Source organism: Bacteroidetes bacterium GWF2_43_63 (assembly GCA_001769275.1).
GTDB lineage: Bacteria > Bacteroidota > Bacteroidia > Bacteroidales > DTU049 > GWF2-43-63.
Map to the genome: position 1 here is coordinate 1 of MEOQ01000008.1, position 6,734 is coordinate 6,734.

Here is a 6,734-nt window from a genome sequence, read left to right on the forward strand (position 1 = left end):
ATTCACGGTTACTGAAACTGGCGTTGCAGATGCTGTACAACCGGTTCCATTGCCGGTTTCAACATAGTAGTTGCCGGTAGCGCTCACGCTGATGCTTTGTGTGGTCTCGCCGTTCGGATACCAATAGTATGATGTTGCAGCTGTCGAAGTCAGCGTCACACTGCTGCCAGAGCAGAAGGTGAGCGGTCCCGACGCACTAACAACCGGAGTTGCAGGAACTGAATTCACTGTTACAGCAACCGGAGTTGAAGACGCAGTGCAGCCTGTACCGTTTCCGGTTTCAACATAATAATTACCTGTGGCGCTCACAGTAATGCTTTGCGTGGTTTGTCCACCAGGAGACCAAAGATAGGATCCCGCTGCTGATGCGGTCAGCACTACATTGCCACCTGCGCAAAATGCAAGCGGTCCTGATGCACTGATGGTCGGCGTGGTTGGTACTGCATTCACGGTTACTGAAACTGGCGTTGCAGATGCTGTACAACCGGTTCCATTGCCGGTTTCAACATAGTAGTTGCCGGAAGCAGAAACGGTGATGCTTTGCGTAGTCTCGCCGTTCGGATACCAGTAGTAAGAAGTTGCCGCGGTTGAAGTCAGCGTCACACTGCTGCCATTGCAGAAGGTGAGCGGGCCCGACGCACTAACAACCGGTGTTGCAGGAATTGCATTCACTGTTACAGCAACCGGAGTCGAAGACGCAGTGCAGCCTGTACCGTTTCCGGTCTCAACATAATAGTTGCCTGTGACGCTCACAGTGATGCTTTGCGTGGTTTGACCACCGGGAGACCAAAGATAGGATCCCGCTGCCGATGCGGTCAGCACAACATTGCCGCCCGCACAAAATGTAAGCGGACCCGATGCACCGATGGTAGGCGTGGCAGGTACTGATGCAACTGAAACCACAACCGGCGTCGATACTGAAGGACAATTGTTTCCGTTGTCAGCTTCGATAAAGTAGGTGCCTGAAGTATGAACTGTAATACTCTGAGTCGTCTGAGCTCCAGGCGACCAGTTATACGAAGCTGCGGGAGATGAAGTCAGAACCACACTGTCGCCGCTGCAGAATGCAAGCGGACCGGATGCAGTAATAACAGGAGCTGGAGTATTTGACAAAACTGTCACAGTTACAGGAAGTGACATCGCTGTACATCCTGTTCCATTGCCGGTTTCGACATAGAAAGTTCCGGAGTTTTTCACAATAATGGTCTGTGCGTTTGTAGATCCGGGATTCCAAAAATACGAAGAGGCCGGACTGGAAGTCAATACAACACTATCGCCGCTGCAGAATATGAGCGGGCCGGAAGGAGTTATGACCGGTGTTGCCGGTGTCGTTCCGAAAACCGCATTCACAGGAGCTGAAACATTTGAACAGCCGTTGGGATAGGTCACACTCACATAGTATGTCCCCGAAGCGGTGACTTCAAGTGTCTGCGTAGTTTCACTTCCCGGCAGCCATATATAGGATGTACCCGGAGAAGAAGTCAGCGTTAGGGTGTCAGCGTTACATAAGGTAGTCGGACCATTTGTTGTTACCAACGGAACAGGATTGGTCAGAACATTGACCGTAATAGTGTCCGTATTAGCTGTACAGCCATTCGCTGCAGTTACAACACTGTAATAATTGCCGCTTGCCGAAGCATAGACTGATTGTGCAGTCTGGCCGGTATTCCATGCATAGGAAGGATACACCGGATTCACTGTCAGCTGAACGGAATCTCCTTCGCAAAACGAAGTTGGACCGGAAGCAGTAATTGTTGCAGAAGGACTTGCCCCGACAACAATATAACCTGTTTTAAGCTCTGTACTGTTTCCATTCGGAGCAGTAATCTGAAGCTGCACCTGATAAGTGCCGACCGTATTATAAATAACAAACGGGTTTTGTAAAGAAGAGCCCAGCGGCGTACCACCTTCGAAAGACCAGCTCCATGCGGTTGGACCGCCAAGGCTGAGGTCGGTGAAAAACACAGTATCGCCTTCACATACAATTTGTGTGTCCGCTTCGAATTCTGCATAAGGCGCACAGGCAGTCAGGAAAGTAACTCCCGTTGTGACATTACTACTTCCTCCTGCATAAATTCCCGGGTCGGCCGGAGTAATACAGGCAACCTGTATAGCCGGTGTTCCGGAAAACCCATCATCGGCACCGCCGGTAAAAATGGACGGATACACTACAGAGGCACATGAAACCTGTGGAACAATAAAAGCATTGTCCGAGGCTTCGACACCTCCTGTGAAAATAGAAGGATAGGTAATAATATTACAGGAAACCTGAGATAAGAGCGCGGACGAAGATGAGCTTTCATTTCCGCCGGAAAAAACAGAGGGCATTATGACAGCAGAACACGATGCCTGCTGGACAAGAGCCAGTGCAGCGCCGTTTTCATCACCTCCCGCAAAAATTGAGGGATAAGCAGGTGAAGAACACGATGCCTGAGTTAGTGACATTGTAAAGCTACCATTACCGTCACCTCCCAGATACTGGGATTTTCCCCAGACTGAAAGCAGCAGAAACAGAAGCAGCAGAATCGGTGAACGAATCCTTTTCATAATAAAATATTATCAGTAAGGATTAACGTGCGCCGCGACCACCAACATCGCTTTGACGCTGATCACCAGCATTTCCAAATCCCATATCGGGTCCCCCGCCACAAGTGCCTGAATTATTTTTACTGCGGTCCGAAGTCCTGAGAGTGCTGTTAGCGCTCATATACGAACCTCCGCGGAGTTCCATATGCCACTTGATATAAGATGAGCAACATCCGCAACCGAGCGAAGAATAACTGATTGAGTTATACATTTGCCAGTTGGGTGTATTGAATAATCCAGCAGCTGTTAGTTCTCCATCACCGAGACTTGAATATGTGAGTGTGTATCCCGTATTGACTGAATTTGAACCACCTACAACCATTTCCCACACGTTTCCACCCAGATTCATGACTCCGTAGTAAGACGAAGCGCTGGTAACCCGATCGGTTGCTACGGTTGCACTAAATCCAACGCGCAGAGGTCCGCTGGTCGAGGCTGAACCATAGGCCGAAAGGCCATTTCCGGCAGTAGTTGACGTTTCTGAAGCGGTGCCCGGATTGTTCAGCGAAGTGCTCTGAGCCAGTGTAATATCTGTTGAACCCCAGATGTATTCATTACCAACACGCGCCAGTGGACCGCGGCTGGTTTTTTCGAATTCGAAATTGGTCATAGGACGCAATGCAGCCCAATCGAGGTATGCAAGCAGGTCGCCATAGCTCATATAATTATTGGCAATCGACTGTCCATCGTTGGCGCTACTGAACGGATCGCCTGGCGCCGGCTGAAAATCGCACGCAAACACACCGGGGCGGCTATCGTTTATACCTTCCTGAATAAGTTTGATGCTGTTCCTGCTAAGGCAACCGGCAATCATTGCACAAACACCACCAAGGCCGGGATCAGTAGCCAGCTGCGTGGAAGTCAGAATGGTTCGGCTCAGTTGCTGATTGAATGTCAGCGTATTGAGGAAATCAACATATTGCTGTTGGGTAACTTCGTATTTCATTAAATAAAAAGCCGAATATCCTTTTGGAAAAGCTGAAGGTATAGTTGCATTGACGCTACCACCCACTGTTGCAGCAGTAAGGGTTGTTGTCGTATTTGTAATGGATATGCTGTTAAATGTTCCTGTACTGATGCCATCGCCAAGTTCAAAATCACCCTGGGGAATATTCACCATTTCAACACCGAAAATTTTAAAATTCATTTCCGGATCAAAAGGAGACACCGGCACATCCAGATTGAGGCGAATGGTGACTGTTGTTGAGCCCACATTTCCAATACCATCGGCCGAGCGCTGTACATAAATTCCCATACTATCGCCGACAAAAACAATTTCAAGGGGCGCACCAACACTGAAATCACCAGGAACATTGGTCAATTTTGCATGGTGCCATTCCTGATACGATTCGCAATTGGGCGAGCCGGTTGGTACTTTTTGATATTTTACAAAAATCCAAACTGCATCGTGATTTGATGGGCCGGTCGAAACACGCCAACTATTATCCCATGCAACATCAAAGGTAATAATGGGATCGGCTGCCCCCGGATTTGTGTTTGTCACGTTTGAGATGCGGACATTGTTTGCAGTCGCACTTGCCCACGAAAACAAACAGAGCAGAAGAAACATCCTGAAAAATCCAGAAGTTGTAAAATTGTCGAGTTTTTTCATATGAAGTGGTTTTTAAGTTTCAATGCAACAAATATATATTGGCAACCTCCATTTTGCAACACAAAAAAATGTTGTTTTGGGATACAAAAGGTTATCAAACCTACATTGCAATTGTCGCCAAAAAGTGATTTGACGTGTAAATATATATTCATATCTCAGTATTTCAAAAACAATGTTGATTTTTTTAGATTGAAGATCTTATAATGCAGCCATAATGCTAAATTTCAGAGATTAATAAATCCATTAATTTTTATCCACAACTGTTGACATTTTTCTTTTGTTTTTCGGTATAATTTGCTACCTTTGTACAGTATTAGCAATAGCGCTAATTTATTGTATATCAAAGACTTAAAAACATGACTACGGATTCAACAAACACAGAAACAACTGACAAAAAAATAAAGAATAACGGCAACGCTTATTCAGCCGATAGCATTCAGGTTTTGGAAGGTCTCGAAGCAGTTCGCAAAAGACCGGCTATGTACATTGGCGATATCGGACAGCGCGGGCTTCACCATCTTGTTTATGAAGTTGTAGATAACTCAATCGATGAAGCATTAGGCGGCCACTGCAACAATATTGAAGTCGTTATCCGCAAAGACAACTCTATTCTGGTTTCTGATAATGGCCGTGGAATTCCGGTTGATTTTCATGAAAAAGAACAGCGATCGGCTCTCGAAGTGGTTATGACAGTCCTGCATGCCGGTGGCAAATTCGACAAGGGATCTTACAAGGTTTCTGGTGGTCTTCACGGTGTTGGTGTTTCGTGTGTCAATGCCCTTTCTTCAAAATTGATTGCTACCGTATATCGCAATGGAAAGATTTATCAGCAGGAATACTCGTGTGGTAAACCAATGACCAGTGTTGAAGAAATTGGCTCCACAGACAAGACAGGAACAACCATAGAGTTTTTCCCGGATGCAACAATTTTCACAATGGTTGATTTCGTATATGATATTTTAGCCAGTCGCCTCAAAGAACTTTCTTTTCTCAATAAAGGAATTCGCCTGACATTGACCGACGAGCGAGAAGAAGAAGACGGGAAGCCGATTTTCAACGAATACTATTCCGCCGCCGGTCTTCGCGATTTCATTAGTTATCTTGATGGCACCCGCGAAAAACTGATTGACGAACCCATTTATTTCGAAGGAGAACGCGGTGGTGTTCCCATGGAAATAGCGATGCAGTATAACACCTCGTTTTCGGAAAACGTGCACACTTTTGTAAACAACATTAATACGATTGAGGGTGGCACTCACCTGGCTGGCTTCCGGCGCGGTTTAACGCGTACTTTAAAGGCTTATGCCGATAAATCGGGCATGTTGTCGAAACTAAAATTTGATATCAATGGCGACGACTTCCGCGAAGGACTCACTGCCATCATATCAGTCAAAGTGCAGGAGCCTCAGTTTGAAGGTCAGACAAAAACCAAACTTGGCAACAACGAAGTGATGGGTGTTGTAGATACAGTTATTTCAGAATATCTGAATTACTACATGGAAGAACATCCAAAAGAAGCCAGAGCCATTGTAAACAAAGTAATTCTGGCTGCTACTGCGCGCCATGCGGCCCGCAAGGCACGCGAACTGGTTCAGCGTAAAAACATACTCACAGGAACAGGGCTTCCGGGCAAACTTGCCGACTGTTCTGAAAAAGATCCGGGATTATGTGAAATCTTTCTCGTTGAAGGTGATTCTGCAGGTGGTACGGCTAAACAAGGCCGTAATCGCCAGTTTCAGGCCATTCTACCGCTCCGTGGAAAAATTCTCAACGTTGAAAAAGCAATGGCACACAGAATTTTCGACTCTGAGGAAATCAAAAATATTTTCACTGCTTTTGGTGTTTCCATCGGAACAGATGAAGATTCAAAAGAACTCAATATCGCAAAACTCCGTTATCACAAAATCATCATCATGACCGATGCTGATGTTGACGGTAGTCATATTGCAACGCTGATTCTGACATTCTTCTTCAGGTATATGAAGCAATTGATTGAACTTGGGTATGTCTATATTGCAACTCCTCCACTCTACCTCGTAAAAAAAGGAGCTAAGGAGCAATATGCATGGGACGATGCACAGCGCGATGCCCTAACAGAATTGTACAAAAGCGAAGGCGGAACCGATAAAAACATTCATACTCAGCGTTACAAAGGTCTTGGAGAAATGAACGCAGAACAGTTATGGCACACAACCATGAGCCCGGACACACGCACTCTGCGCCAGGTAACTATTGATAATGGCGCCGAAGCCGACAGAATATTTTCGATGCTTATGGGAGATGAAGTTCCGCCACGCCGTGAATTCATTGAGAAGAATGCTAAGTATGCTCGTATCGATGCGTAAAACACATTCTTGATCATACAAAAAAACCACTTGCTTTCAAGTGGTTTTTTTATTGCGTGAATGATGCAATTCAATCACTAATTCCTGACTTCGCCACTGGGACACCCATTTTTTTCTGAAGTTTTTGAGGAAATTCATCCAATAAAAACAAAGGAAGAGTGTAAATACTTATTATGAATTTTTCCTGACCT

At 45.8% G+C, this 6,734-nt stretch carries 2 protein-coding genes and 1 pseudogene; 1 reads left to right on the forward strand and 2 read right to left on the reverse strand.

Translation table 11 applies throughout. The annotated features are described in order from the left end of the window. Both A2W93_09560 and A2W93_09565 read right to left on the reverse strand, forming a co-directional pair. Positions 1 to 2,547 (reverse strand): annotated as a pseudogene (locus A2W93_09560) (hypothetical protein). Positions 2,548 to 2,569: 22 nt separating this feature from the next. After that, on the reverse strand, positions 2,570 to 4,198 hold the full coding sequence (locus A2W93_09565) for a hypothetical protein (GenBank protein OFY56124.1): 1,629 nt from the start codon (positions 4,196 to 4,198) through the stop codon (positions 2,570 to 2,572). Between the two features lie 356 nt (positions 4,199 to 4,554). Between A2W93_09565 and A2W93_09570 the strand changes: the two genes are divergently transcribed. Further along, the gene (locus A2W93_09570; GenBank protein OFY56125.1) at positions 4,555 to 6,543 is read left to right on the forward strand and encodes a DNA gyrase subunit B; all 1,989 of its coding nucleotides are present in this window, start codon (positions 4,555 to 4,557) and stop codon (positions 6,541 to 6,543) included. Positions 6,544 to 6,734 lie beyond the last annotated feature (191 nt).

What these genes read in the sequence shown, in the direction of transcription:
- A2W93_09565 (OFY56124.1), bottom strand. Translation starts at nt 4,198, where the DNA reads ATGAAAAAACTCGACAATTTTACAACTTCTGGATTTTTCAGGATGTTT.
- A2W93_09570 (OFY56125.1), top strand. Translation starts at nt 4,555, where the DNA reads ATGACTACGGATTCAACAAACACAGAAACAACTGACAAAAAAATAAAG.